Annotated in this window: 26 protein-coding genes; 9 read left to right on the plus strand and 17 right to left on the minus strand. The window is 59.1% G+C overall.

From position 1 onward, the window contains the following. Positions 1-215 precede the first annotated feature (215 nt). Positions 216-572, plus strand: a complete 357-nt coding sequence (fliE, locus tag RC54_RS10110; protein ID WP_058895220.1) for a flagellar hook-basal body complex protein FliE — start codon at positions 216-218, stop codon at positions 570-572. A 139-nt stretch (positions 573-711) separates the two neighbouring features. Here the strand turns inward: fliE and RC54_RS10115 are convergent, their stop codons facing one another. From RC54_RS10115 to lexA, 10 genes are all read right to left on the minus strand, one after another. Next, positions 712-1,467: a flagellar brake protein gene (locus RC54_RS10115; protein ID WP_058895221.1), complete on the minus strand. Its 756-nt coding sequence runs from the start codon at positions 1,465-1,467 to the stop codon at positions 712-714. A gap of 23 nt (positions 1,468-1,490) precedes the next feature. Further along, on the minus strand, positions 1,491-1,835 hold the full coding sequence (locus tag RC54_RS10120) for an EscU/YscU/HrcU family type III secretion system export apparatus switch protein (protein ID WP_017450953.1): 345 nt from the start codon (positions 1,833-1,835) through the stop codon (positions 1,491-1,493). Next, complete coding sequence (gene fliK / locus RC54_RS10125; protein ID WP_061788812.1) at positions 1,822-3,012, minus strand: flagellar hook-length control protein FliK; 1,191 nt, start codon at positions 3,010-3,012, stop codon at positions 1,822-1,824. The genes RC54_RS10120 and fliK overlap by 14 nt, the downstream gene beginning before the upstream one ends. 2 nt (positions 3,013-3,014) lie before the next feature. Further along, positions 3,015-3,344, minus strand: coding sequence for a flagellar protein FliT (locus RC54_RS10130; protein ID WP_058895223.1), 330 nt, complete (start codon positions 3,342-3,344; stop codon positions 3,015-3,017). 5 nt (positions 3,345-3,349) lie between these two features. Further along, complete coding sequence (fliS, locus tag RC54_RS10135; protein ID WP_017450956.1) at positions 3,350-3,808, minus strand: flagellar export chaperone FliS; 459 nt, start codon at positions 3,806-3,808, stop codon at positions 3,350-3,352. A 28-nt stretch (positions 3,809-3,836) separates the two neighbouring features. Continuing rightward, on the minus strand, positions 3,837-5,906 hold the full coding sequence (gene fliD / locus RC54_RS10140; RefSeq protein WP_058895224.1) for a flagellar filament capping protein FliD: 2,070 nt from the start codon (positions 5,904-5,906) through the stop codon (positions 3,837-3,839). Between the two features lie 238 nt (positions 5,907-6,144). Further along, complete coding sequence (locus tag RC54_RS10145; protein ID WP_044531197.1) at positions 6,145-6,504, minus strand: flagellar protein FlaG; 360 nt, start codon at positions 6,502-6,504, stop codon at positions 6,145-6,147. Between the two features lie 78 nt (positions 6,505-6,582). After that, a complete protein-coding gene (locus RC54_RS10150) occupies positions 6,583-7,671 on the minus strand; it encodes a flagellin N-terminal helical domain-containing protein (protein WP_044531198.1) in 1,089 nt (362 codons plus the stop codon). Between the two features lie 319 nt (positions 7,672-7,990). Further along, on the minus strand, positions 7,991-9,979 hold the full coding sequence (locus RC54_RS10155) for a tetratricopeptide repeat protein (RefSeq protein WP_058895225.1): 1,989 nt from the start codon (positions 9,977-9,979) through the stop codon (positions 7,991-7,993). Positions 9,980-10,168: 189 nt separating this feature from the next. Continuing rightward, entirely contained in the window at positions 10,169-10,828 is a 660-nt protein-coding gene (gene lexA, locus RC54_RS10160) for a transcriptional repressor LexA (RefSeq protein ID WP_058895226.1), read from the minus strand. Between the two features lie 340 nt (positions 10,829-11,168). Here lexA and rpsF point away from each other — a divergent pair, with 340 nt between their 5' ends. The 7 genes from rpsF to RC54_RS10195 all read left to right on the plus strand — a co-directional run bounded on the left by rpsF (position 11,169) and on the right by RC54_RS10195 (position 16,235). Next, positions 11,169-11,534 carry a 30S ribosomal protein S6 gene (gene rpsF, locus RC54_RS10165; protein ID WP_006462645.1) on the plus strand — a complete coding sequence of 122 codons (366 nt, stop codon included), beginning with the start codon at positions 11,169-11,171 and terminating at the stop codon, positions 11,532-11,534. Positions 11,535-11,555: 21 nt separating this feature from the next. Next, complete coding sequence (priB, locus tag RC54_RS10170) at positions 11,556-11,855, plus strand: primosomal replication protein N (protein WP_044531201.1); 300 nt, start codon at positions 11,556-11,558, stop codon at positions 11,853-11,855. Positions 11,856-11,909: 54 nt separating this feature from the next. Further along, positions 11,910-12,194, plus strand: coding sequence for a 30S ribosomal protein S18 (gene rpsR / locus RC54_RS10175; RefSeq protein ID WP_006462643.1), 285 nt, complete (start codon positions 11,910-11,912; stop codon positions 12,192-12,194). A gap of 26 nt (positions 12,195-12,220) precedes the next feature. After that, on the plus strand, positions 12,221-12,673 hold the full coding sequence (rplI, locus tag RC54_RS10180; protein ID WP_017450963.1) for a 50S ribosomal protein L9: 453 nt from the start codon (positions 12,221-12,223) through the stop codon (positions 12,671-12,673). Between the two features lie 212 nt (positions 12,674-12,885). After that, the gene (locus RC54_RS10185; RefSeq protein WP_008328230.1) at positions 12,886-14,331 is read left to right on the plus strand and encodes a replicative DNA helicase; all 1,446 of its coding nucleotides are present in this window, start codon (positions 12,886-12,888) and stop codon (positions 14,329-14,331) included. Positions 14,332-14,539: 208 nt separating this feature from the next. Beyond that, positions 14,540-15,166 carry a DUF47 domain-containing protein gene (locus RC54_RS10190; RefSeq protein ID WP_017450965.1) on the plus strand — a complete coding sequence of 209 codons (627 nt, stop codon included), beginning with the start codon at positions 14,540-14,542 and terminating at the stop codon, positions 15,164-15,166. A gap of 61 nt (positions 15,167-15,227) precedes the next feature. Then, positions 15,228-16,235: an inorganic phosphate transporter gene (locus RC54_RS10195; RefSeq protein WP_017450966.1), complete on the plus strand. Its 1,008-nt coding sequence runs from the start codon at positions 15,228-15,230 to the stop codon at positions 16,233-16,235. Between the two features lie 101 nt (positions 16,236-16,336). Here the strand turns inward: RC54_RS10195 and RC54_RS10200 are convergent, their stop codons facing one another. Continuing rightward, positions 16,337-18,004 carry a PhoH family protein gene (locus tag RC54_RS10200; RefSeq protein WP_058895227.1) on the minus strand — a complete coding sequence of 556 codons (1,668 nt, stop codon included), beginning with the start codon at positions 18,002-18,004 and terminating at the stop codon, positions 16,337-16,339. Positions 18,005-18,057: 53 nt separating this feature from the next. On the opposite strand from RC54_RS10200, the gene RC54_RS25105 reads away from it, so the two are divergent. Next, positions 18,058-18,354, plus strand: a complete 297-nt coding sequence (locus RC54_RS25105; protein ID WP_164471198.1) for a hypothetical protein — start codon at positions 18,058-18,060, stop codon at positions 18,352-18,354. 170 nt (positions 18,355-18,524) lie between these two features. Here the strand turns inward: RC54_RS25105 and RC54_RS10205 are convergent, their stop codons facing one another. From RC54_RS10205 to RC54_RS10230, 6 genes are all read right to left on the minus strand, one after another. Beyond that, complete coding sequence (locus RC54_RS10205) at positions 18,525-19,001, minus strand: peroxiredoxin (protein ID WP_082803062.1); 477 nt, start codon at positions 18,999-19,001, stop codon at positions 18,525-18,527. A 50-nt stretch (positions 19,002-19,051) separates the two neighbouring features. Next, on the minus strand, positions 19,052-19,993 hold the full coding sequence (locus tag RC54_RS10210) for a polysaccharide deacetylase family protein (protein ID WP_061788813.1): 942 nt from the start codon (positions 19,991-19,993) through the stop codon (positions 19,052-19,054). Between the two features lie 296 nt (positions 19,994-20,289). Next, positions 20,290-21,345: a bifunctional UDP-4-keto-pentose/UDP-xylose synthase gene (locus RC54_RS10215; protein WP_017450970.1), complete on the minus strand. Its 1,056-nt coding sequence runs from the start codon at positions 21,343-21,345 to the stop codon at positions 20,290-20,292. Between the two features lie 29 nt (positions 21,346-21,374). Continuing rightward, the gene (locus RC54_RS10220; RefSeq protein WP_058895229.1) at positions 21,375-22,292 is read right to left on the minus strand and encodes a formyltransferase; all 918 of its coding nucleotides are present in this window, start codon (positions 22,290-22,292) and stop codon (positions 21,375-21,377) included. Continuing rightward, positions 22,289-23,245: a glycosyltransferase gene (locus RC54_RS10225; RefSeq protein WP_058895230.1), complete on the minus strand. Its 957-nt coding sequence runs from the start codon at positions 23,243-23,245 to the stop codon at positions 22,289-22,291. Before RC54_RS10225 ends, RC54_RS10220 begins: the two co-directional genes overlap by 4 nt. Before the next feature lie 184 nt (positions 23,246-23,429). Further along, the gene (locus tag RC54_RS10230; RefSeq protein WP_061788814.1) at positions 23,430-24,551 is read right to left on the minus strand and encodes a DegT/DnrJ/EryC1/StrS family aminotransferase; all 1,122 of its coding nucleotides are present in this window, start codon (positions 24,549-24,551) and stop codon (positions 23,430-23,432) included. Between the last annotated feature and the right edge of the window lie 88 nt (positions 24,552-24,639).

Raw genomic sequence — 24,639 nt, forward strand, 5'->3', positions numbered from 1 at the left:
TGATAAAGACTTTGTTCACTGCCTACCTTTGTGAGGTTTTTTGCTCAGTCTGGATTGTCCTTTGGCAGCGCGAATTTGATCGCCCGAACAGAATGGCAAATTCCCCGCTTATTGGTGCGTTTTGTCAATGCAGGAATGTTAAGGTGCTGCTGTAGATGCCGGAGTTGCGTGATGCCGGCGCGCAGCATAGGCAAGATGAACTCAAGAGGCGAGAAATGGCAATCGAAAGCGTGATTGATACCAGCAAGATCGAGGCGATGGTGGCTCAGCTCAAGGCGGCGGCAGCCCGCGCCCAGGGTGGCGTGGACCCGGTCCAGAGTGCAGTGCAGGCGGAAAAGCCGGCGCAGCGCGTGGATTTCGCCGACGTGCTCAAGGGTGCGATCGACCAGGTCAATGATTCCCAGCAGAAAGCGGCCAAGATGTCGCAGGCCTTTGCCATGGGCGATGATAACGTGAATCTGTCGGATGTGATGATTGCTTCACAGAAGGCCAGCATCTCCTTCCAGACCAGCATTCAGGTGCGCAACAAGCTGGTATCGGCTTATCGTGACATCATGACCATGCAGGTGTGAACTTTCTTTCCTCCGGCGGGTGCCGTTGTGCCGGGTCTGGAGCGGATAACAAAACACCCCAGCAACCGGATATCCGGTTGCTGGGGTGTTTTGCTGATGGGCTTACCTGGTGGGCTTACCTGGTGCGGGTATGTCGGTCCTACAGCATTCCCGAGGCCTTGGCGTTCTGCTCGCGTTCCAGCTTGGTGATGAAGCGTTGGATTGCCGCCAGTACGGTGCGCGGGATGTCGACAAACTGGCAGCCGAAGCGGTTGACCACCTTGCCATTGGTCATCTTGAATTCCTTGCAATCCCGCACCTGCAGCTTGACCGATACCAGGGTGTTGTCGCCCAGTTCCAGTTGGCAATCCTCGTAGACTATGCCGGGGGTGGTGGCCAGGAGCTTCTTTTCGTCGGTGATGCCCACGCCACCGGCGCTGATGTTGTTGAGCAGGGTGACGACGGTGATGAAGGAGCCGTCTGGCTGGGTGATGCGGAAGGTGCAGCGCAGCGGCTTGGCGATCGGCGTCGGGATGCGGAAGAATTCACGGCGTTGCAGGCGGACCAGGCTGGCCGGGATTTCTACTTTCAGCGCCGGACGGTTCTGGTATTCGACCTGGCGCGCGCCATCTGCTGCAAAGGTGATGCGGATGCTGTTGTAGAGGGCTTCGAAATGGATGTGTTTGCTGGAGACGATGCTGTCATTGAGCATGGCGCTGGGCGCAGCGTCGATGATGAGCGAGTCGTCATCGGTATCCACTTCCAGAATGGAAGTGATCACGGATTCGGATCCGCCCTTGATCAGCAGGCTCAGGAGTTGGTTTTTCTCCATCATGCTGGTCAGCAGGGCAATGATCTCCCGCCGTGAATGAACCCGGTATGGGCTGTCGTCGTCGATCTCGTCGTGATTAGCCATCTGTGCGTCTTGTACGTCTGAATTCAGCGAGTGGGATCGCTTTCCCCGGAGGAATTGTTGGAATTGTTTAACCTCGTATCATACATCACCGTCTCGGTTAATTGCATATTTTCAATACGATATAGCCAGGCCAGCAATTCGGCGACGGTTCGGTACAGCGCAGGCGGGATCTGCTGGTCCAGCTCGACCTGCATCAACAGTGAGACCAGTTCCTTGGATTCATGCACGTAGACGCCGGCTTCGCGCGCTCGGGCGATGATGGCTTCGGCCACCAGGCCACGGCCCTTGGCCACTACCTGGGGGGCTGCCTGGCTGGCGTTGTAGGCCAGTGCCACGGCGTTTTGCAGAGGGATATTAGGTTTCTCCATCTGCTTGCTTGACGATCAGGGAGTCGAGAGAGGTGCCGGCTGCCGCCATGGCATTGGCAAACAGGCCGCTATTGCCGCGCAGGGCGGCGGTGGCTGCTTCATTGTCGGCCTTGACCTGCACGTGGATCTGCTGGCCGATCAGGCGGATTGAGGCGGAAACGCTACCGAGATGGGCGAAGTTGAAACGCACCACGCTGTGCCAGGTGGGGGCGGATTCTTCGCCATTGTGCTGGCTGTTCTGGCTGGGATCCTGGTCATGTTCCTGGTTGATTTCCCATTCCATCTTCTGGTCGGGCCAGACTTCGCCATGCCAGACCACGCGTTGTTGTTCCAGCGCGTTGAGTTGCAGGTTGATGAGCTGGCCCAATTGGTTCTGGGCCGGATTGTTGTCGTTGAGCAGGTTGATGTCGCCGCCATTGCGGGAGGCTACCTGGGCCTGTGGTTCTTTCATCAGGTCTTCTGCCGAGCGCTGCCCGGCAGCCCAGGCCGAGACGTGCGATTCGTAGAACACGCCACTGTAGGCGATGGCGTCCTTCAAGGCCGACGCCACCTGTTCGGGCGGCAGGTTGGCCTTGGGCAACAGGGGGGCGGTGGCATTGACATGGTCGCTCACGTCACCATGCTGCGAGGCTTGCAGCAGTGTGTCGATCAGGCGACCGGCATTGCTGAGCGTGGTGGTGGTGCTGGCAGGTCCCCCAGCCTGGCCCTGGCGTGCGCCCTTGGCCTGGGCATCGGCGGCGACATCCTCGTTCTGGGCGATCTGGCCGGCGCCGCTCTCATCGCGGGTGACGAACTGCAGGGACTTCAAGTCCTTCTGCATGGCGCGTCCCGCGCTGCTCAATGCTACCGAGGCGCTTTCTTCATCGCTGCGGATGCTGCCTTCGTTGACCGAGAAAGTGGGGCGGGGATCCTTGGAGACCAGGGTCAGGGTCAGGGTGTCACCGACCTTGGCGCTGTTGGGAAGCACCATGCGCGCAGCCGTATTGGCGATGCGCACCAGGAAGGTGCCGTCATTGAAATTGGAGAGGATGCGGCCCGACATCTGCTGGCCGAGGGCGATCTGGGCCAGCCGGCTGAAGGCTTCCTGCCTGGCATCGGCGACCGAGACGACAGCGGTCGCCGCTTCGACTGGATTGACAGGCTGGACGGCGCTGGCGATATCGGCCCGCGGCAACATGCTCAACTACCCATGCCGTAGGTATTGAGCAGCTTCTGTTCGGTCTGGTTGCTTTGGATCAGCGCCGAGAGCTTGCGCAATCCGGGTTCGGTGAGGTTGCGGATGTCGCGGTCGTCTTCCAGGATCTTCCTGATGATGTCGACCTTGCGATGACGCAGCGGCTCCGACAGCGAAACGTTTTCTTCGCTGTCGCGCAGGCTGGCGATGTGCTTGCCGCACTGTGCTTCCAGTGTGGCAAGCCGGTCCCAGTCGCCGGCACGGGCGGCCGATAGCATCTCGTCGGTCAATTGCGAAATCGACTCGTAGAGGGCGATGACGTCATCACCGTTCATGTCAGTCAAGCCTTTGCGTAGCTGGGTTGGGACAGATCCTGCATCATGGACATCTGTGGTGAGGCCTGGGCGGCGTTGGGGCCGATCTGTTCCCAGGCCGAGCGGATGTCTTCCAGCAGGCCATGGATTTCATCCAGGATGGCCGGATTGTTGGTGGCGTTGGCCTCGAACAGGCGGCGGCTCATGTATTCGTACAGAGAGTCCAGATTCAACGCCAGTTCACCGCCGACTTCCTTGTTCAGGCTGGCGCGCAGGCCATTGTCGATGATCAGGATGGCCTTGGTGATGGACTCGCCCTTGTCCTTGATGTTGCCTTCGCCCATGGACTTCTTGCCCAAGGCTATGGCCACCAGGGCACCATCGAAGAGCATGGTGATGAGCTTGTGCGGGCTGGCGGCGATCACGCCGGTTTCCACCCCGATGTTGGCGTAGGCATTGGCCCCGCGTTTCATGCTTCCGAACATGACTTTCTCCTATGTTCGCGGTAACGCTTCAACTGCTCTTGGCCAGACCAGCCAACTGCTGGGTCAGATAGCTTTGCGTGGATTGCATACTGGCCAGGGTCGTGTTGAGCTGGTTGAACTGGTTGGTGTAGTTATCCTTGAGATTGGACAGCCGGGTTTGCACGGCCGTCTGGCGATCCTGGTTGATCTTCAGGCTGGCCTGCAGGCCGTTGGTCTTGGTGGCAATGATGCCGCTATCACTCAAGATATTCGTCATCAGGGTCTGCAATCTGGTGACGATACCATTTTTGGACGAAGTGGTGTTGGTCGGATCTGGATCGGTGCCCGTGAACAGATTGGAAATGCCGGCGAAATTGTTGGTGGTAGCCGTCGACAGCTTGGTGGCGTCCAGTGCCAGGGTGCCGTCCTTCTGGAAGGCGATGCCGATATCGGCCAGGCTACTGATGCCATTGCCGCCATCCACCGTGGCAAACAGCGTATTGCGCAGTTGGCTCATGATGGTCTGCACCGATGATTCACTGGCCAGCGGGGCGGAGGTGTTGGCTTGTCCCAGGGTGGTGGAGGGCGTCTGCGCGGTCATCCCGGCGATCGCCTTGGCCAGGGTGTTGTAGGCCGATACAAAGCTGTTGGCGGCGGTGGTGATGCCGGAGGTGTCGTTGCTGATGTTGAGCGTGAAATTGTCGGCCGAGGTGGTGACCTTGGCCAGGTTCAGGGTCACGCCCGAAATCGCGTTCTGGACCTTGTTGCTGGGGCTGGTGACTGAGACGCCATCGATGGACAGCTTGGCATCCTGCGCCTTGAGCAACTGGCCCATGCCGCTCATGGTCAGGCCGGCATAGTCACCCGTACCGGTCAGGGTCACGGCGGCCGTGGCGCTGCTGCCGGTGGGGGTGAGCACAAGGTGGTCGTTGCTGCCATCGTTGCTGATGGAGGCCGATACTCCGGCGTTGGCATTGTTGATGGCGCTCATGACCTGCTTGAGGTCGATATTGCCGCCGCTGTTGGCGCTCGGGTTGATGGCCACTGAGGTGTCGCCTACCTTCAGGTTCAGCGTGCCGGAACTGTAGGTCTGGTTGGTGCTGACGTTTTGCGAGGTGATCGCGCCGCTGGGGTCGGAACTGAAGACGGAGAAATTACCGGTGCCAGTGATCTTGATGGTGTTGGCCGCGCCACTGTTCTGGGCGGTGATGACCAGGTGGTCATTGGTGCCATCGCTGACGATGGTGGCGTTCACGCCGGCACTGGCAGCGTTGATGGCGTCGCGCACCCCGGCCAGGCTGTCGGTGGCCGGCTGGATCATGACGGTCGAGCCGGTGCCGGTCTTGATGGCCAGGATGCCGTTGTCGAAGGTGGATCCGGGGGCGATGCTGGCCGAGCTCAGTTTTTCGGTCTGCGCCAGTTGCGACACGGCCACCGCGTAGGTGCCCGAAGCCGCCTTGGTAGCATCGCGCGGGGCCTGGATCTGGGTCATGGTGCTCGAGGTCGAGCTGGACGGATCGTAGAAAAAGCCGGACAGGCTGTTGTTGGCCGTGACCTTGATGGTATTGGCGGTGCCGCCGGTATTGGATTCCAGCACCAGATGGTCGCCGTTGCCATCGGTGGTGATGGAGGCAGTCACGCCGGTCTTGGCGGCGTTGATCGCGTCGCGCACGCCGGCCAGGGTGGCGTCGGCCTGCAAGGTGATGAAGGTGGGCGAGTTGGTGCCGACCTTGATGGCGATGGAGTCGCCCGACTTGTAGGTGGTGCCACTGCTGATGCCGGCTGACTGGATCTTCTGCGCCAGTATCTTGGTCGAGTCATCGGCGTTGACATCGGCGGTGAAGGGGTCGGTGGTCAGGTTGCTGCCGGTGCCGGCATTGCTGACTGAACTTTTCTGCGAACTGAAGGTGGCGGCCGTCATGCCGGCGATGGCACTTTGGTAGGTCGACAGCGTGCTTTTCAGGCTGCCATAGGCGGAAATGAGGGTGTTGTAGCTGCTGGCCTGGGTGGTCAGCGGGGTCAGCTGCGTCTGGCTCTCGGCCGAGATCAACTGGCTGACCAGCGTAGAGACATCTAGCGGACCCGCCGATGTGGAGATGGTGCCGGTGGAAGTCGCCATGGTTACTCCTCAATCTTTGCGTGAGGCACAGCGCTATGCTGCTGCAAGCGCGGTCAAGAGGAGAACGGCTCTCAAGTACGGCGTCTGTGCAGGAAGGACGCTGTGCGGGTGATCTGTGTGAATCTGTGAGAATCCGTTATGAACTGGGGTAGCCGAATCCTTCATGCGCAATGATCCAACATTGACGCATGAGGTTGTTCGAGCCACTGCAGTTCATACCAGACTCAAGTAATGATACTCAAGCCTTTTCCTTGATCAACAGGCCTTGCATCTTGTCGATGGACTTGGCGATGGCGATCGCTTCTTCGCTGGGGATCTGGCGGATCACCTTGTCGGTCGCGGTATCGACGACCTTGATGATGGTCTTGCCGGTATCCTGATCCTTGGAGAAGTTCAGTGCGGCAGCGTTGGCGGCTGCAAAATCATTCAACTTGCCGACGGCGTCATTGACTTCGCTTTCGGTTGCGCGGCGTGCTTCCGGATTGGCGGCCGGCGCGACGGTCGATACCACGGGATCGGGCTTGTCGGCAGTCTTCGGCAGCGCATAGGAGGTGCCGGAGTCGCCAGCAGCAGTGATATTAAGTGGGGCAATCGACATGGTACTACTCCCTTCCTTAAAGGAACGTGCGGAGAATATGGTCTATCCCCCGCACGTCATCCTACCTAGCTATCAGGCTTATTTCAACAGCGACAGGACTTGCTGCGGCGCCGAGTTCGCTTGCGACAGCATGGCGGTACCAGCTTGTTGCAGGATCTGCGCACGGGTCAGGTTCGCGGTTTCCTGCGCGTAGTCGGTGTCCATGATACGGCTGCGCGACGCGGTGATGTTCTCGCTCGACACTTGCAGGTTGCTGATGACCGCGCTGAAGCGGTTTTGCACAGCACCGAACTCTGCACGCTTGGAGGAGATCATGCTGATCGCCTTGTCCAAGTTCTGGATCGCCTTTTGTGCGTCGCTTTGTGCTGACGGGGCAGCGACAGCCTTGTCCAGCGACAGCTTGGCGCTGTCAACGGCAGCTTGCAGGGTCACAGCCGACGAAGCCAGGGCGGAAGACGACATGGACGAACCGGTAGCGAACAGGTTGTCCAGGGCAGCCTTGGCCGAGGTGTAGGTCGCTTGTGCCGAGCTCACGCCGGTGGTGTCGCCCAGACCGATCAGGCCCTTGGCGCTGGTACCGATCACGGTAGCGATGGTGGAGTTGTTCGACAGGTCGTCCAGGGTGATGGTGATCTGGTCGTTCAACTTGTTGTCTTGAACGTTGGCGCCGACCTGGAAGGACAGGGTCAGGGAAGCCGAAACGTTGGCAGCATCGGAGCCGGTGCCGGCCGAAGCGCCTTGGCCGGTGCCGGTGAACAGGTTCTGGCCGTTGAAGCTGGTGCCGTTCAGAACACGGAACACTTCCTGGGACAGCTGGGTGTATTCGTCGTTGAGGGTCTTGCGGTCTTGTGCGCTGTTGGTGCCGTTGGCGGCCTGCACAGCCAGTTCACGCATACGTTGCAGGTTGTCGCCGACGGTCGACAGAGCGCCTTCAGCGGTTTGTGCCATCGAGATACCGTCGTTGGCGTTACGTTGTGCAACTGCCAGACCCTTGATCTGGGAGTTCATGCGGTCGGCGATGGCCAGGCCGGCGGCGTCGTCCTTGGCGCTGTTGACGCGCAGGCCGGAAGACAGACGTTGGATCGAGGTATTCAGCGACGACTGCGACGCATTCAGGTTCCGTTGCGTGTTGAGCGACGGGATATTGGTATTAATGACTGCTGCCATGTTAATTCTCCTAAGATTTGAGACCGATGATCCGAGTTTCAGTGCCTAACGTTGGTCTTCTACCCATGAGTCCCAGGCGTTTCAACCTCTGTTGATTGCTTTATCGGGCAGTCTTGGAAAAAGTTTAGGGCTTTTGCAAAAAATCTTTTTCAAGGCTTTCCGAACTAAAACTGCGTGCTTTGAAACTCCAAGCAAATCCTTTTTCGACGGCAATCAGGAAAACTTTAGCAAATTTGCTGTTGCGACCAAGAAAAATGTTCTGAAAAGCAAAGACCGCCCGGTTGGGCGGTCTACTCGTGGCGAACAGGTGACGAACAGCTTAGCCTTGGGCCTTTTTTTGTTGCAAAACAATCAATTTCTCGCCCACTGTCTTGAGTACCGAATTCCAATCGTTCAGCGCTGGTTGGCGGAACAGGTGCATCGAGGGATACCACGGCGAGTCCTCGCGCTCGGTAAGCCAGCGCCAGTCTGGAATGTGTGGCAGCAGCACCCAGGTGGGGTGGCTCATGGCGCCGGCCAGGTGCACTACCGAGGTGTCCACACTGATGACCAGATCGAGATTGCTGATGGCGGCGGCAGTGTCGGCAAAGTCTTCGCATTCATCGCCCAGGTTGAAGACTGGTAGGCCGGGTGGCAATGCCTTGAGGTCTTCCAGTGGCTTGCCTTTTTGCAATGAATAGAACTCTACCTTGGGGAGGTCGAACAACTGCTTGAATTTGTCCAGGGGGATGGAGCGATGACGGTCGTTTCCATGCTCCGGGTTGCCGCCCCACACCACGCCGACGCGCAGGTGTTCGCTCGATTTTGTCAGTCTGGAAATCTTTTCTCGCCAGGTCGACGCCAGGATGGGGTCGGCTGCCAGGTAGCCTTTCGGATAGCGCGGGATGTCATCAATCGTATGAGTGCGCATGGCGTGGGGTAGGCTCATGAGCACGTAGGCGCAATCACAGGGGGGCAGCGGATCGCTTTCCCGGACCAGAGTCACTTCCGGGGTGAAGGACTGGAACAGGCGATACAAGGGATTCTTCACGTGGACGGCGACTCTTGCTCCTTGTTCGATCACCAGTCGGACATAGCGCAGGAACTGGATGCTGTCGCCAAAGCCCTGTTCATGCATCAGCAGGATGTACTTACCGGCCAGCGAAGACTTGCCATCCCATTTCGGGATGATGTCGAACAGTTTGTGGATCAGCCGATAGACGTGCGCGCGCTCCTTGGTGACCAAGCGCATTTCGTGGTATTCCCAGCCTTCCTTGAATTGGCCCTGCAGCAACAGGCTCAACGCCAGGTTGTGCTTGGCGGTGGGGTAGTTGGGGCGCAGTTCGAGTGCCTTGCGGAAATTGGCGATGGCATCGTCGGTGTCACCGTGGTCATGCTGGATGGCGCCAATGTTGTTGTAGGTCAGGGCATACTTGGGGTCCAGTTCCAATGCCTTGTTGAACATGCGCATGGCGTCGTCGAAGCGATCACCGGTGCTGAAATAGCTCGACCCCAGCTTGACGTAGCTGTTGGGGTCCTTGGGAGCGATTTCGATCACGCGCAGCATATGCTCGTGGGCTTGCTCGATCTTGTTGAGTTTCAGGTAGCTATCGGCGATCTTGTTATGGGCATAGGTATCCTGCGGATCGAGCAGGACGGCGGTCTTATGTGACTCCACCGCTTCCTTGTACATTTCCATGGCGTGGAAGGCTTCGCCCAATGCCGTGTGGGATGGCGCGAAATTGATTTGCAGTTCAAGAGACTTGAGGATGGTCGCCACGGCTTCCTCGAAGCGGCGTGCCTCGACCAGGGCGCGCCCCAGGTGGGACAGGGGGCCGGGTGCGTTCGGTTCGCGCTTGACCGCATCCTCGAAGTAGGCGATCGACGCATCCGGGTCGTTTTTTTCATGCAAGGCATTGGCCAAGCCGATGCGGGCAGCACGATTTTCCTTGTCAATCGAGATGGCCTGTTCGTAGAGGGCAATGGCTTCATCGATGCGGTCCTGGCTGAGGATGCTGCTGGCCAGGTTGCCGATGTATTCGGCATTGTTCGGGTCGGCCTCGATGGCTAGGCGCAGATATTGTTCGGCTTCGGCAAACTTGCCTTCCTGCATGGCGATCAGTCCGCGCGCATGATTGGCAAAGACCAGCTTGGGGACGCGGGCAAGTACTGCCGTACACAAGGCCTTGGCTTCATCTGTCTTGCGGTTGTCCAGCAGATCCAGGCATTTGCGGACATCCAGCAGATCCTGCAGGTTGGATTTGGCGGCTGCGGGAGCCGGGATTGGAGTAGGTTTGCCGTGCTTCTTGCTGCTCTTGCGCGTCGACATCGAAAAAAGTCCTCTTGGTTGGGCGCATCCTGTGCGCCGGACATGGCTATCCAGCAAGGATGATATGCGCAACTGCCTCTGCGCGAAGAGGTGAATAGAAAGCAAAAAACCTCCGTTTTAAGCGAAGGTTTCTATGGTGTGGCTGGTTGGGTTTGACCTGGAATCCTGAGGGCTGAGCGTGGAGCAGGCTCAGTTCCAGCTACGCAGCAGCCCAACGGCCAAGCCTTCCAAGGCGAACTGGTCTTCCTCGGGCTTGACGATGATGGGCTCGAACTCGGGGTTCTCCGGGAAGAGGGTGATGACGCTGCCGTTCTTCTGGTAACGCTTGACCGTGACTTCATCGGCCAGACGCGCGACCACGATCTGGCCATTGCGAGCCTGGTCGGCGCGGCGCACGGCCAGCAGGTCGCCATCGAGGATGCCGGCGTCGCGCATGGACATGCCGCGCACCTTGAGCAGGTAATCCGGTTTGGCCGGGAACATGGCCGGGTCGACCTGATAGGTCTTTTCCACGTGCTCCTGGGCCAGGATGGGCGAACCTGCTGCCACTCGGCCGATCAGTGGCAGGCTCAACTGCATCAGGGCGGGATGGGGCAGTGCCATCTGGCGAGCGCTGCCGTTGGTGGGGAGAGTGGCCGATTCGCGCAGGCGGATGCCGCGCGAGGTGCCGGGGGAAATCTCGATGGCGCCCTTGCGCGCCAAGGCCTGCAGGTGTTCCTCGGCGGCATTGGCGGAGCGGAAGCCGAGCTCGGCGGCGATTTCTGCGCGCGTAGGAGGGAAGCCGGTGTTTTCGATGGCGTTCTTGATCAGGTTCAGGATCTGTTCCTGGCGCGCGGTCAGTTTGAGCATGGGGTGGGCCTTTCCCGGGGAGAAGGCTGTTTGTATGAACAGTCTGTATTTTTATACAGGTACAATCCTTGTGTCAACGGCAACATGCACTTGTGGCAGGGAAAAAGACAAGCTTTTAGATACTTATATATAGTTATGGAAGTGAAGTCGTTGGTCGGATGTGCAGGGCGAGGGTGGTTTTGTGTCCTCGGTGCCCGCTCGATTGTCTCCATTCGACCTCGTTTGTCGGCTGCCAAGATTGCTGTTGTACTAAAAACCTAGTATGATCGCTGGTTTTCCTCTTCCCACACCCGTCTTGACGCCGGGGTGGGCGTCTTCAATAAGTCCATAAGGAGTCTTCATGCGTCATTATGAAATCGTATTTATCGTCCACCCGGACCAAAGCGAGCAAGTGCCGGCGATGATCGAGCGTTACAAGGGCATCGTCACCACCCGCGGCGGCAAGGTCCACCGTGTCGAAGATTGGGGCCGTCGTCAACTGGCTTACCAGATCCAGAAGCTGGCCAAGGCTCACTACGTCTGCCTGAACATCGAAGTCGACAGCGAAACGCTGGCTGAAATCGAAACCGGCTTCAAGTTCAACGACGCCGTTCTGCGCCACCTGACCGTCAAGATGAAGAAGGCCGAAACCGGTCCTTCCCCCATCCTGAAGGCAGTGCAGAAGGAAGATGCGGCCAAGAGCCGTACCGAAGCTCCGGCAGCTTAAGCGCTGCGAACATCGCGGAGAGTGAACCAGCTTCAAGTTATCGCCAGCCTGGCAGAACGTGATGTATTGCGTTATACGCCGGCCGGTATCCCGATTGTCACTGCCAGGTTGCAGCATCAATCGGAACAGATGGAAGCTGGCATGAAGCGCCAGGTCGAATTCGAGATCGCGGCGTTGGCAGCAGGGGAAATCTCCGGTGCGCTCAACAGGGCGGCACTGGGTGAAGTCTTCCGGTTCACCGGCTTTTTGGCCCGCAGGAATCGCAACAGCAAGAGCGTCGTGTTTCATATCGTTGATTTTGGCCCGGTCGCGTCGGATTGAAGACGCAAGGTAGCCAAACAGACCTTACCCAATTTTTAGATACAGGAGCCAACCATGGCATTCGGTAAAAAGTTCGATAAAAGCAAGCTGAAAAACAAGCGTCAACAGCAAAACCCGCTGTTCAAGCGCAAGAAATTCTGCCGTTTCACCGCCGCTGGCGTTGAACAGGTCGATTACAAGGACGTGGACACCCTGAAGGACTTCGTCCAGGAAAACGGCAAGATCATGCCGGCACGCCTGACCGGTACCAAGGCCCACTACCAGCGTCAAGTTGACACCGCCATCAAGCGCGCGCGTTACCTGGCCCTGCTGCCGTACACCGATCTGCACAACGCGTAATCAGCGTCGAGAAATAGGAGAAAAACATGCAAGTCATTCTGTTGGAAAAAATCGTGAATCTCGGCGGTCTGGGTGATGTCGTGCGCGTCAAGGACGGTTTCGCACGCAACTTCCTGATCCCGCAACGCAAGGCCCGCCGTGCTACCGATGCTGCCATCGCTGAATTCGAAGCCAAGCGCGCCGAGCTGGAAAAGGCCGCTGCCGAGAAGCTGGCTGCTGCTCAAGCCCAAGGCGAAAAGCTGGCTGGCGCTACCGTGGAAGTGTCGCAGAAGGCCGGCGTTGACGGCCGTCTGTTCGGTTCCGTGACCAACTTCGACATCGCTGAAGCGCTGGGCAAGAAGGGCTTCCCCGTGGAAAAGGCGCAAGTGCGCCTGCCCAACGGCCCCCTGAAGACCGTTGGCGAACACCCGGTGTCGGTTGCTCTGCACACCGACGTGGTGGTCGACGTGATCATCGCCGTGAAGGGCGAGCAAGCGTAATACGCCTGTTTGCTGCAATTTGTGTTGCAATAAAAAAAGCCGGGTTCGCCTGGCTTTTTTGTTGCCCATCGTTTATCCGTCTATGTTTTCTGCTTCACTTTCTCGCCATATGAGGTGAGAGAAATGCCTGGTCTGTCGCATCTGTTCGCCTCTTGAGAGCAGATGTGCAAAAACGTCCGGGCAGCCCAACGGCTTTACATCAGCAGGTTATAATGCGCGCCATGAAAGAATCGTCACGCGGCAATCCAGAATTTTTCCGTGGCCAGAAGGAGTCTTCCGATCCCCAGATCGATGCCCTCCGTGTGCCGCCACACTCCATCGAGGCCGAGCAATCGGTACTGGGCGGCCTGCTGCTGGATAACGCAGCCTGGGACCGTATCGCCGATTTCGTCAGCGCCGACGATTTCTACCGCTACGACCACCGCATCATCTTCGAGCACATCGTCAAGCTCATCAATAGCACCAAGCCGGCTGACGTGATCACCGTCTATGAGGCCATGTCCACCAGCGGCAAGGCCGAAGAGGTGGGCGGCTTGGTGTACCTGAACGCGTTGGCGCAAAACACGCCTTCTGCGGCCAACATCCGCCGTTATGCCGAGATCGTGCGTGATCGCGGCATCCTGCGCAAGTTGATCACGGTGGCCGATGAAATCTCCGGCAATGCCTTCAATCCCCAGGGCAAGGACGTGAAGTCCATGCTGGATGAGGCCGAATCGAAGATCTTCGCCATCGCTGAAGAAGGCTCGCGCGGCTCGCAGGGCTTCATGGAAATCCAGCCGCTGTTGACCCAGGTGGTCGAGCGCATCGATGAGCTGTACAACCGCGACAGCTCCAGCGACATTACCGGCGTGCCCACCGGCTTCATGGACCTGGACAAGATGACCTCCGGCCTGCAGCCGGGTGACCTGATCATTGTTGCCGGTCGTCCGTCCATGGGTAAAACCGCTTTCTCGATCAACATCGGCGAGCATGTCGCTATCGAATCGGGCTTGCCGGTGGCCGTGTTCTCCATGGAAATGGGCGGCGCCCAGTTGGCCATGCGTATGCTGGGTTCGGTGGGGCGCCTGGACCAGCACCGCCTGCGTACCGGTCGCCTGCTGGACGAGGACTGGCCGCGCCTGACGCACGCCATCCAGAAGATGAACGATGCCCAGTTCTACATCGACGAAACCCCGGCCCTGTCCCCGATTGAATTGCGCGCCCGTTCGCGCCGCCTGGCTCGCCAATGCGGCAAGCTGGGCCTGATCATCATCGACTACCTGCAACTGATGTCGGGCAATGGTGGCAGCTCGTCCGAAAACCGCGCCTCCGAAATCTCGGAAATCTCGCGTAGCCTGAAGGGGCTGGCCAAGGAACTCAATTGCCCGGTCATTGCACTGTCGCAGCTGAACCGCTCGCTGGAACAACGCCCCAACAAACGCCCGGTGATGTCCGACTTGCGCGAATCGGGCGCCATCGAGCAGGATGCTGACGTTATTTTGTTCATTTACCGTGATGAAGTTTACAATCCCGACTCGCCCGACAAGGGAACTGCGGAAATCATCATCGGCAAGCAGCGTAATGGCCCCATCGGCAGCATTCGCCTGTCCTTCCTGGGGATGTATACCAAGTACGACAACTATATCGGTAACCTGGCGCAGCCTTACGGCGGCGACTGAAGGGTGTCGGGTGGCGCGGCAGTACAGCGCGCCGCTGCACCAGGATCACGGGCGGCGCAGTGCCGCTCGTGTCATGTAGGACGATTGGCTCCCGAGGCCATTCGTGCTGGACCGGCAGGGCGGAATGAGGGCTCCCGTGGGGGAGGCAGCCGCAGGCCGGTTCGAAACGGCGCTTCATACGAGCGCTCACCATTGATGAGAGAGAAAAATGTTTGGACGATTGATGCCCACTGAAGGCAAATTCTTTGACCTTTTCAATCAGCACGCCGAATTGGCGGTCAAGTGCGCGAAGGAAATGGTAGCGCTGATGACCAATTTCGATGACCTTGAAATTCGCGTGCACGCCATTGAAGCCGTCGAGAAGGAAGCCGACAAGGTGACGCACAATGCCATCGAATTGCTGCACAAGACCTTCATCACGCCGCTGGACCGCGACGACATCCACCAGTTGATCACCCGCATGGACGACATCCTGGACCTGCTGGAAGACGCTGCCCAGACCATTTCCCTGTACGACATCAAGTCCATCACTCCTGAAGCCAAGCGTCTGGCCGAGCTGTGCCTGTCGTGCGCGGAAAAGGTGCAGGCTGCCGTTGGTCTGCTGTCGAACATGGACAATTCGCGCCAGATCCTGTCGATCTGCCAGGAAATCGACCGCCTGGAATCCGATGCCGACCACGTCATGCGTGCGGCCATGTCCAAGCTGTTCCGCGATGAACCGGATGTGCGCACGCTCATCAAGCTCAAGGCCATCTATGAAATCTTGGAAACCGTGACCGACCGCTGCGAAGACGTGGCCAATATCATCGAAGGCATCATCGTCGAAAACGCCTGATCCCCTGGCGTAGCGGCGATTCCAAAAAGGGGCGCCGCTGGCTTCACACAACGGTTTCCCCATGCAAACAATCCAAATCAGCTTACATATCCTCGCGTTGTTGATCGTCCTGGCACTGCTGTTCGACTTCATGAATGGCTTCCACGATGCCGCCAACGCGATTGCCACCGTGGTTTCCACCGGTGTGCTGCGCCCGCAGACCGCGGTGGCCATGGCCGCCTTCTTCAACCTGGCGGCGGTGTTCGTATTCCACCAGCTGCACGTCGCAGCCTCGGTAGGCAAGGGCACCATCGACCCTGCCATCGTCGACCAGTACGTGATCTTCGGGGCCTTGATCGGCGCTATCTTCTGGAACCTGGTGACCTGGTATTACGGCATTCCGTCTTCTTCCTCGCACGCCCTCATCGGCGGCCTGGTCGGTTCGGCCGTAGCCAAGGCTGGCACCGGCGCGCTGATCTCGGCAGGTCTGTTGAAGACGATTCTCTTCATCGTGCTTTCTCCCTTGCTGGGCCTGGTGTTCGGTTCGCTGATGATGCTCGCCGTATCGTGGATCTTCTATCGCTCCACGCCCCGCAAGATCGACGGCTGGTTCCGTCGCCTGCAATTGCTGTCGGCTTCCATGTATAGCCTGGGCCACGGCGGCAACGATGCGCAAAAGACCATCGGCATCATCTGGATGCTGCTGATCGCTTCCGGCTATTCCTCGCCGGAAGCGCCGCCCATGTGGGTCATCATCTGCTGCTACTGCGCCATCAGCCTGGGCACGCTCTTTGGCGGCTGGCGCATCGTCAAGACCATGGGGCAAAAGATCACCAAGTTGAAGCCTGTCGGTGGTTTCTGTGCCGAAACCGGTGGTGCGATCACCTTGTTCATCGCCACTGCATTGGGTATTCCGGTCTCGACCACGCACACCATCACCGGCGCCATCGTCGGCGTGGGTGCGGCGCAGAAGATGTCGGCGGTGCGCTGGGGCGTGGCCAGCAACATCGTCTGGGCCTGGATCTTCACCATCCCGGCGTCGGCCTTCGTGGCGGCCATTGCCTGGTGGGTCGGGGTGCACGTGCTGTAAGCCAAGCGCTGTCCCAAAAACAAAAAGCCACGTTTTCACGTGGCTTTTTGTTTTGATGCTGAAGAAAGTGCTTAAAAGTAATTAAAAGTACTTAAAAGTACTTACAACACGTCGCTGGCATGATCGGCCAGGCGCGAGCGTTCGCCGCGCGCCAGGGTGACATGCCCGCTGTGCGCCCAGCCCTTGAAGCGGTCGACCACATAGGTCAGGCCGCTGGAGCCTTCGGTCAGGTAGGGCGTGTCAATCTGGGCGATGTTGCCCAGGCAGACGATCTTGGTACCGGGACCGGCGCGCGTGACCAAGGTCTTCATCTGCTTGGGCGTGAGGTTCTGGGCCTCGTCGATGATCAAGAACTTGTTCACGAAAGTACGGCCACGCATGAAGTTGAGCGACTTGATCTTGATGCGCGAGCGGATCAGGTCCTGGGTCGCCGCGCGGCCCCATTCGCCGGCGTCGCCATCGGACTTGTTGAGCACTTCTAGGTTGTCATCGAAGGCGCCCATCCAGGGGCCCATCTTCTCTTCTTCGGTACCGGGCAGGAAACCGATGTCTTCACCGACCGGCACCGTCACGCGGGTGACGATGATTTCGTTGTAGAGCTTGGTTTCCAGCACCTGGGCCAGGCCCGAGGCCAGCGCGAGCAGGGTCTTGCCGGTACCGGCCTGGCCCAGCAGAGTGACGAAATCACACTCCGGGTTCATCAGCAGGTTCAGCGCGAAGTTCTGCTCGCGGTTGCGCGCAGTGATGCCCCAGACGCTGTTCTTGGCATGGCCGAAGTCGCGCAGCGTCTGCAGCACGGCAGTTTTGCCGTTGATCTGGCTGACCTGGCCGTAGAAGGCCGGCTCGCCATTCTTGGGCTCGATGAAGACAAACTGGTTGACCAGTAGCGACGGCACGTAGGGGCCGGTGACACGGTAGTAGGTATAGCTGCTGCCATGGCGGCTTTCCTGCCAGGATTCCATGCCCTTGCCGTGCTTGGTCCAGAAGTCGTCCGGCAGTTGCTGGATGCCCGAATACAGCAGATCGGTATCTTCCAGCACATGGTCGTTGAAGTAATCTTCAGCAGGCAGGCCGATGGCGCGCGCCTTGAGGCGCATGTTGATGTCCTTGGACACCAGCACCACCGGACGCTCTGGATACTGCTGGTCCAGCGCCCGCACCACGCCCAGGATCTGGTTGTCGGCCTTGCCCTCGGGCAGGCCTTCGGGCAGGGCAGCGTTCTGCAGCTTGGTCTGGAAGTACAGGCGGCCCTTGGCATCCTTGTTGCCCAGCTTGGACAGCGGAATGCCCAGGTCAATCGCATCTTCGGCGATGTCCGACACCAGCGCATCCAGCGAGCGCGAGATCTGGCGCGCATTGCGGGCCACTTCGGACATACCCTTCTTGTGGTTGTCCAACTCTTCCAGCGTGACCATGGGTAGGTAGATGTCATGCTCCTCGAAGCGGAACAGCGAGGTCGGATCATGCATCAGCACGTTGGTATCCAGCACGAACAGCTTGGACTTGCCAAGCTTGTCGGCCACCCGGCTGGTGGTCGACTTGGAACGTGTTTCTACGCTCTTGGGCGCGGTTTTCGGCTTTTCGGTCACGGCGGCAGTCTTGCCGGTGATGCGCGCACGTGGCGCGGCGACCTTGGTATCGGAGACGTCGACAACGGCAACTGCAACTTCTTGTGGTGCAACTACGGGAGCGGAGGTTTCAACGAGAGTGATGTTCGGTTTGACAGGTTTGTTGCGATCAGCCTTGGGGTAGTCCTCGGGAGACAGCATCGAAGCTGGTTTGCTCGGCATTTTGGGCAGGGGCATCAGGACCTCGGAAGTGGATGGAGAAAACACCGCTTTGTCAGAGCGAACAGGTGAAGCAGTACATCAGACAGCAAAGGGAGCCGCAGGGCTGCCGGACCGGTCATGCCAATGAAATCCTTGCGCCTGCCGTACCGCGCACCGGACGGTGCCGGGATGCGGTCCAACAGGGGATGGGCGAGGGCTTGATTGGCCTGGACGGCCAGGGAAACAGCAGCGCAAGCAGCGGGGGTGGCAAAGTAAAAAGTAAAAAAGCCGTTTCGGCAGGCCTTAGGCCTCAACCTGAAACGGCTCCCAGCAAACGTTTTTCTATTTGAATTCAATGGCTTGTATCGTTTGACCGCATGTTTGGAACGCGTCGTGGGCGCTTGCCAGGCACCTGCGCCGCGGCCTGAATCGCTACCTGCTGCCAGGATCTCAGGGCGCAACCCAGGTAGGCTCTTGCGCTGCAGCAACCGGACAGTCTATTTCAGGTACCGAACTTCATTCAGGCCAAGGTTTTGATGAAGGAAAGCACCTCATCCACGTGTGCAGGAACCTTCACTCCACGCCATTCTTTCACCACTTTGCCTGCGGCGTCAATCACAAACGTGCTGCGCTCCACGCCCCGCACCTGCTTGCCATACATGTTTTTCATCTTCATGACATCGAACATGGTGCACAGCGTTTCATCGGGGTCGGAGATCAGTTCGAAGGGCATCTCCAGTTTGCCCTTGAAGTTCTCATGCGACTTCAGGCTGTCGCGGCTGATACCGAAGATCTCGGTATTGGCCGCCTGGAACTGCGGATGCAGGTCGCGGAACTGGATGCCCTCGGTGGTACAGCCGGGGGTGTTGTCCTTGGGATAGAAATACAGCACCAGGTTCTTGCCGCGGTATTCGGCCAGCTTGAAGGTCTTGCCACTGGTCATGGCGGCCGAGAATTCCGGCACGGTCTTGTTCAGGAGGGATGGTCGGTCTGTCAAAGTGGCGCCCCGTAGGTGAAGTCTTGTTGGTGGAAGTGATACTGGCGGTCTTACATGGCCTGCACGATCATCTCGCCCGAACGGCCAGGCAATTCGCCCCAGGCGATCGGCAGGATGGGCAGGACGTCATTCTTGATGCTGTCGTAGTAGTCACCCATGGAGACTAGTTCATAGCCTTGGGTGCGCCAGCCGGCCAGCAATCGTTCGAAAATGGGGCCGAGTTTCTGGCCTTCAAGCTCCGCGTGCAAGGTGAAGACATGGTCACGCGGTTCTTTGGTCAACTGAAGCAAAAATTCAGCGGCATTATCGGCATCGATCAGCTTGCCGCCGATCTCTCGGCCCAGGATTTCATCCAGGGTCGGCAGCGTGGTGGGCAGTTGCACGCAGGATAGAGGCTTGCCGAAGGCCGACAGCCGGTGCGGACCGGCATCCGGGTCAGCCAGGCGGCCGTCTTCGCGCAGTTGGGAGCGACCATCGGAAGAGTAAGCCATGCCGAACTGGTCCAGCTGGACGAAGGCGTGGTCGTTCATCTGCCAGCCTGCCGCGCCATGGGTGCGCGGTACTTCGCCGAAGATCTCGCGGTAGCGGCGGTGGGACTGGTGCATGGTTTCCACCGTCCAGCGGGCGTCGGCCGTGCGTACGTCATCCTGCCAGACCCGGTGGTCCCAGGTGTGGATGCCGCATTCAAAGCCGGCCTGCTGCGCCTGGCGCATGAAGTCAGCGCAGGTCTTGCCGATATCCGGGGCTGGCAGCAGGGTGCCGTACATCAGGGTTTTCAAGCCATAGTGCTCCACCACCGAGGTGCGTGAGACCTTGCTGAAAAAGCCGGGACGCAATATCTGTTTCAAGGCCCAGCCGGTATGGTCGGGACCAAGCGAAAACAGGAAGGTAGCGCCGGCATGGTGACGGCGCAATTGCTGGATCAGGTTGGGGACGCCCACGCGGGTGCCGCGGTAGGTGTCGGCGTCGATCTTGAGAGTGAGTTTGGGCAATTCGCTGAACCGGAAAGAGGGTGAGCGGCGGCGATCCGCATGGCGTGGCTGCTTGTGCTACGTCAAGACGGAGAGTGCTGCCGCTGGTGACAAATTGCGAGACTAGCATTGTGCGCCGGAGAGAACAATATGCAGCGGCGCACCATGAGACCGCAATACAGTGACAACTGCGCATCTATTACTTGATGAAAGAGCAACTGTCCCGGCGTACACGCGGTTAGGCCACAAAAGCAAAACCGCGCTTCAAGCGCGGTTTGCTGTGATGCGATGAAGGTGAAGATCAGTTCACCAATCCATCAATCCATCAATGCACGGGCTTCGGCCACCTGGCTGCGGTAGGCATCGAAGATATTGCGCAGGGTGTCGGCCATGGTGGTCTTGGGCGACCAGTTCAGTTCTTCGCAGGTATTGGTGATCTTGGGCACGCGGTTCTGCACGTCCTGGTAACCCTTGCCGTAGTAGGCGGCCGAGGTGGTTTCCACCAGTTTGACTTGCTTGGCGGTGTCGGCGTACTCCGGGTATTCGGCGGCCAGCTTCAACATCATGTCGGCCAGATCCTTGATGGAGTAGTTGTTGACCGGGTTGCCGATGTTGTAGATCTTGCCGGAAGCCACGCCACCTTCGTTGGCGATGATCTTCATCAGGGCGTCGATACCATCGTCGATATAGGTGAAGGCACGCTTTTGCAGGCCGCCATCGACCAGCGAGATGTTCTCGCCACGCACGATGTGGCCGAAGAACTGGGTCACCACGCGGGAAGAGCCTTCCTTGGGGGTGTGGATCGAATCCAGGCCAGCGCCGATCCAGTTGAAGGGACGGAACAGGGTGAAGTTCAGGCCGGCTTCCATGCCATAACCCCAGATCACGCGGTCCATCAACTGCTTGGCACAGGAGTAGATCCAACGCGGCTTGTTGATGGGGCCGCAGATCAGTTCGGACTGTTCCGGGTCGAATTCTTCGTCATGGCACATACCGTAGACTTCCGAGGTCGAGGGGAAGACCAGATGCTTCTTGTACTTGGCGGCCGAACGCACGATCGGCAGGTTGGCTTCGAAGTCCAGCTCGAACACGCGCAGCGGGGCGTTCACGTAGGTCGACGGGGTGGCGATGGCCACCAGCGGCAGGATCACGTCGCACTTCTTGACGTGGTATTCCACCCATTCCTGATTGATGGTGATGTCGCCCTCGAAGAAGTGCATACGCGACTTGTAGGCCTCGTTTTCCAGGATGTCGGTGATGCGGTCGGTCATCATGTCCATGCCATAGACGTGCCAGTCCGTGGTTTCCAGGATGCGCTTGGACAGGTGGTGGCCGATGAAGCCGTTGACGCCGAGAATGAGGACTTTTTTCATAATGTTGAGAGCTAGTGAATGGCCGGACTTCAGGAGGCCATGTATTTCAGGTAATTGTTGAGTGAAGCATCCTGATCATTGATCTGGATGCCCAGGATCTGGAGGAAGTTGCCATCGCCACAACGGGCGTACAACTTGCCGCCTTCGAAGAACTTGTCTTGCATACCATGGGCCCGCTGCAACGCAGGATGGGCTGCTGGCGGAACCAGCCGGGTTCTCGTGACCGTAATTTTATCACCCGCGATTTCCTCGAAGGCGCCGGGATAGGGGGGCGCGACGGCGCGCACCAGATTATGGACCTCGCCGGCGGTGCGGCGCCAGTCGATGCGGCCATCTTCGGGCTTGCGGCCGCTGAAGTAGCTGCCCTGGGTCAGATCATTGGGCAACTTGGGGGTATTGCCTGCCAGCATGGCCGGCAATACCTTCCAGAGCGTCATTTCGGCAGCCACCACCACCTTGCCGAAGACTTCATGGGCGGTGTCGTCGGGCAGGATGGGCACGGCGGTCTGCGCCACGATGGCGCCGGCGTCGGGCTTGGCGGTCATTTCGTGCAGGGTGGCGCCGGTTTCGGTCTCGCCGCGCAGCACCGCCCAGTTGATGGGCACGCGGCCGCGGTACTTGGGCAAGAGCGAGCCGTGCATGTTGTAGGCACCGCGCTTGGCGGCAGCCAGCACCTCCACCGGCAACATATGACGGTAGTAGAAGCTGAAGATGAAGTCCGGCTGCATCGCCTGCACCTGGGCCAGCAATTGCTGCGACTTGGGGTCGGTTGGGGTGATGCAGGGGATGCCATGTTCACGGCACACACCAGCGACCGAACCGAACCAGATGTTTTCGGTGGCGCTGTCTTCGTGGGTGACCACCAGCGAGACTTGCACGCCGCGGGCGAGCAAGACCTTCAGGCAGCGCACACCCACGTCATGGTAGGCGAATACGACGGCGTTCATAATGCTTGCTTGTCTTCTGAAGTGGATTGCTCAAGGATAGCCTGCACCACGTAGCGCGGGCGTGAACGCACCTGCATGTAGATACGGCCGATGTATTCACCCAGGAGGCCGATCGAGAACAGGATCACGCCCATCAGGAAGAAGCTGATCGCAAAGAGGGTGAAGACCCCGCCCACTTCGGCGCCGATCAACAGGCGGCGCAGTACGATCAGGATGAACAGGGCGGCAGAGGCGAAGGACAGGCCGATGCCCAGCAGCGAAAAGAATTGCAGCGGCACCAGCGAGAAACCGGTCACCAGATCGAAGTTCAGGCGGATGAGGCTATAGAAGGAGTATTTCGATTCCCCGGCCGAGCGCTCCTCGTGCTCCACCACGATCTCGGTGGGATTGCGTGAGAAGGTATAGGCCAGGGCCGGTACGAAAGTGTTCACTTCGCGGCATTTGTTGACCAGATCGATGACGTTGCGACCATAGGCGCGCAGCATGTTGCCCTGGTCGGTCATCTTGATGCGGGTGATCTTCTCGCGCAGGCGGTTCATGGCCTTGGAGGCATAGGTGCGCCAGGCCGAATCCTGGCGCTTGCGGCGAATCGAGCCGACATAGTCGTAGCCTTCGCGCATCTTGGCCACCAGGTTGCCGATTTCTTCAGGCGGGTTTTGCAGGTCGGCGTCCAGGGTCACCACGACGTCGCCACGGGTGGCTTCGAAGCCGGCCATGATGGCCATGTGCTGGCCGTAGTTGCCATTGAACAGCACCACCCGCGTCACATCCGGGCGCAGGCGATATTGCTCGGCCAGGATGCCGGCGGAGCGGTCACGGCTGCCATCGTTGACGAAGATGACTTCATAGCTGTAGCCCAAGGCGTCCAGCGCCGGGTAGAGGCGCTCGAACAGTTTGGAGAGCCCGGATTCCTCGTTGTAGACCGGGATGACGACGGACAGTTCTGGTTTCATCAAATATCGAAATAGGAAATGCTGGAATTACTGAGTCCAAGCCTCTGGTGCAATAAATCAAAGGCCCGACGCGCCACAGATCAAGGTCTGTCGCGGCGCTCAGGCCAAGGCACACAGTACGGCGAAATTGCAAAACGGCAAATAAAACGAATTATGCCGAATTTATTTGTCTAAGCGACAAAAATCAGCCGAGCACCGATTTTACCGTTTCAACCGAGCGTTCGACGTCTTCTTTACGCATGGCATTGAACATGGGTAAGGAAACGATGCGCTGGCCCACGCGCTCGGCTACCGGGAACATGCCTTCCTTGAAGCCTCGTTCACGATAGAGCTTCAGCAAGTGAATAGCCGGGTAGTGATAGCCAATGCCGATCTGCTTTTCCATCATCTTTTCCATGAAGGCCGCGCGGGTGATGCGCTCCGGCAGCACCAGCTGGAACATGTGCCAGTTGGAGTTCTCGAAGTCGGCCACCGGCAGCTGGGCGCCGTAGTTGGCTTCGAAATCGCTGCCGAAGCAGGCGAAGTAGTGGCGCGCCAGCTCCTTGCGATGGGCCGTGATCGCATCCACATGGGCGAACTGGCCCAGGCCGATGGCGGCGGCCACGTCGGTCATGTTGAACTTGCCGCCCAGCAGGTCCACTTCCAGCCCATCGAAGCCGCTGCGGGTGACGCCTTGCAGGCGGTATTTCTCGGCCAGACGGGCTTCTTCAGCATTGTTGAGCACCAGGAAGCCGCCTTCGGAGCTGGTGATGTTCTTGTTGGCCTGCAGGCTGAAGGAGACGAAGTCGCCGAAGGCGCCGATGCGCTTGCCGTTCCAGGTCGAACCCAACGCCTGGGCTGCGTCTTCCACCACGCGCAGTTGGTGCTTGGCGGCGATGGCGTAGAGGCGATCCATGTCTACCGGCAGGCCTGACAGGTAGACCGGGATCACGGCCTTGGTACGCGGGGTAATGGCAGCTTCGAGCTGGTCCAGGTCGATGTTGCGGGTCACCGGATCGATGTCGGCAAAGACCGGGGTGGCGCCGGTTTCCAGGATCACGTTGGCGGTGGCCACCCACGAGATCGGGGTGGTGATGACTTCATCGCCCGGGCCGATGCCGGCGATGCGCAAGGCGATTTCCATGGTGCAGGTGCCGGAATTGAAGGTGCGCACGATGCGCCCACCGAGGTAGTCCGACAAGGCCTTTTCGAAGGCCTGCACCTTGGGCCCACTGGTGATCCAGCCTGAGCGCAGCACCTCGCCGACGGCGGTGATGGTGGCTTCATCGATGGTGGGTTTGGCAAACGGCAGGAAAGGCAGGCTCATGGTGGCATCCGGTCAAACGGTATTGAAGGAGGAGGGGCGGCGCAGCAGGCAGCGCGGCCGTCGCCAGTGCGCCGGGCGCACGGGCAAC

The sequence above is a fragment of the Herbaspirillum rubrisubalbicans genome (genome assembly GCF_003719195.1).
Lineage (GTDB): Bacteria > Pseudomonadota > Gammaproteobacteria > Burkholderiales > Burkholderiaceae_D > Herbaspirillum > Herbaspirillum rubrisubalbicans.

Excerpts from the sequence above, each read along its gene's own strand:
- fliS (WP_017450956.1), bottom strand. The coding sequence starts at position 3,808 with ATGTTCGGAAGCATGAAACGCGGGGCCAATGCCTACGCCAACATCGGG.
- RC54_RS10190 (WP_017450965.1), top strand. The coding sequence starts at position 14,540 with ATGTTTGGACGATTGATGCCCACTGAAGGCAAATTCTTTGACCTTTTC.
- RC54_RS10115 (WP_058895221.1), bottom strand. The coding sequence starts at position 1,467 with ATGGCTAATCACGACGAGATCGACGACGACAGCCCATACCGGGTTCAT.
- fliD (WP_058895224.1), bottom strand. The coding sequence starts at position 5,906 with ATGGCGACTTCCACCGGCACCATCTCCACATCGGCGGGTCCGCTAGAT.
- lexA (WP_058895226.1), bottom strand. The coding sequence starts at position 10,828 with ATGCTCAAACTGACCGCGCGCCAGGAACAGATCCTGAACCTGATCAAG.
- rplI (WP_017450963.1), top strand. The coding sequence starts at position 12,221 with ATGCAAGTCATTCTGTTGGAAAAAATCGTGAATCTCGGCGGTCTGGGT.
- RC54_RS10220 (WP_058895229.1), bottom strand. The coding sequence starts at position 22,292 with ATGAACGCCGTCGTATTCGCCTACCATGACGTGGGTGTGCGCTGCCTG.
- RC54_RS10230 (WP_061788814.1), bottom strand. The coding sequence starts at position 24,551 with ATGAGCCTGCCTTTCCTGCCGTTTGCCAAACCCACCATCGATGAAGCC.
- fliK (WP_061788812.1), bottom strand. The coding sequence starts at position 3,012 with ATGTTGCCGCGGGCCGATATCGCCAGCGCCGTCCAGCCTGTCAATCCA.
- RC54_RS10120 (WP_017450953.1), bottom strand. The coding sequence starts at position 1,835 with ATGGAGAAACCTAATATCCCTCTGCAAAACGCCGTGGCACTGGCCTAC.
- RC54_RS10155 (WP_058895225.1), bottom strand. The coding sequence starts at position 9,979 with ATGTCGACGCGCAAGAGCAGCAAGAAGCACGGCAAACCTACTCCAATC.
- RC54_RS25105 (WP_164471198.1), top strand. The coding sequence starts at position 18,058 with ATGGAGAAAACACCGCTTTGTCAGAGCGAACAGGTGAAGCAGTACATC.
- fliE (WP_058895220.1), top strand. The coding sequence starts at position 216 with ATGGCAATCGAAAGCGTGATTGATACCAGCAAGATCGAGGCGATGGTG.
- RC54_RS10200 (WP_058895227.1), bottom strand. The coding sequence starts at position 18,004 with ATGCTGTCTCCCGAGGACTACCCCAAGGCTGATCGCAACAAACCTGTC.
- rpsR (WP_006462643.1), top strand. The coding sequence starts at position 11,910 with ATGGCATTCGGTAAAAAGTTCGATAAAAGCAAGCTGAAAAACAAGCGT.
- RC54_RS10185 (WP_008328230.1), top strand. The coding sequence starts at position 12,886 with ATGCGCGCCATGAAAGAATCGTCACGCGGCAATCCAGAATTTTTCCGT.
- RC54_RS10150 (WP_044531198.1), bottom strand. The coding sequence starts at position 7,671 with ATGGCAGCAGTCATTAATACCAATATCCCGTCGCTCAACACGCAACGG.
- rpsF (WP_006462645.1), top strand. The coding sequence starts at position 11,169 with ATGCGTCATTATGAAATCGTATTTATCGTCCACCCGGACCAAAGCGAG.
- RC54_RS10130 (WP_058895223.1), bottom strand. The coding sequence starts at position 3,344 with ATGAACGGTGATGACGTCATCGCCCTCTACGAGTCGATTTCGCAATTG.
- RC54_RS10145 (WP_044531197.1), bottom strand. The coding sequence starts at position 6,504 with ATGTCGATTGCCCCACTTAATATCACTGCTGCTGGCGACTCCGGCACC.
- RC54_RS10215 (WP_017450970.1), bottom strand. The coding sequence starts at position 21,345 with ATGAAAAAAGTCCTCATTCTCGGCGTCAACGGCTTCATCGGCCACCAC.
- RC54_RS10195 (WP_017450966.1), top strand. The coding sequence starts at position 15,228 with ATGCAAACAATCCAAATCAGCTTACATATCCTCGCGTTGTTGATCGTC.
- RC54_RS10225 (WP_058895230.1), bottom strand. The coding sequence starts at position 23,245 with ATGAAACCAGAACTGTCCGTCGTCATCCCGGTCTACAACGAGGAATCC.